Origin of the sequence: Mesorhizobium sp. M1A.F.Ca.IN.020.06.1.1 (assembly GCF_004023265.1) — a bacterium.
Classification (GTDB): Bacteria; Pseudomonadota; Alphaproteobacteria; order Rhizobiales; family Rhizobiaceae; genus Mesorhizobium.
This window is the reverse complement of record NZ_RZSR01001628.1, coordinates 1-658: the sequence shown is the minus strand read 5'-3', so window position 1 is coordinate 658 and position 658 is coordinate 1. Positions and strand designations below refer to the sequence as shown.

Sequence of the window (658 nt, the reverse complement as noted above, 5' to 3'; positions counted from 1 at the left end):
GTCTGCGACATATCCAAGTTCCTGTATCAAGAGATTGTCTTCATGCGGATTGCTCAACCGCTAACGATTGGGGTGCGGCGACGGGCGTCCGCCGTGAAAGATGGATCCCGGCCAACATGCAGCGAACCGAGCCTCCCGCGAGCTCGATGGTCGCAACATCGAACGGCATCAGTCTCGCGGATTGCTCGATTGCCAATATCTGGTCGGGCCGCAGGGCCGCACGGGCCCTGGCTGAGAGCGCAAGTATACGGCTCTCCCTTGCCTCAAGCTCGATGGCATTGCCGGCGAATTTCTCGATCTGATTGATCTTCAGTTCGATGACCTGACGGCCGGTTTCTTCCAGCCTGGCCACGATTTCCCGGCAACGCCTCTTATCGGAAATCGAATCCGTTCCCAGCAGGGCGAAATCGGTACCGATGCACATCAGCACATTGGTGTGGTAGATGGGCTTGCCAGCGCGGTCAACGGCGTCGAAGACCATCGGCTCAAAGTTGAAGTGCGTGCAGAAGCGTTCAAGGGCAACATCGTTGGCCCTGTTCGAGCGGACCACATAGGCGACGCGGGCAATGTGATCGAGCACCATCGCGCCGGTGCCCTCGAGAAACACGTTATCCTTTTCAAGGCCGGAATAGTCGATAACGTCTTGAACCCGGTATTC

The 658-nt window shown here is 57.6% G+C and carries 1 protein-coding gene; it reads right to left on the bottom strand.

Annotation, left to right across the window (positions count from 1 at the left end):
• Window positions 1-40: 40 nt before the first annotated feature.
• Window positions 41-658: arginine deiminase-related protein (locus EOA60_RS35995; protein ID WP_245502719.1), on the bottom strand; the 618-nt coding region annotated here is incomplete at its 5' end.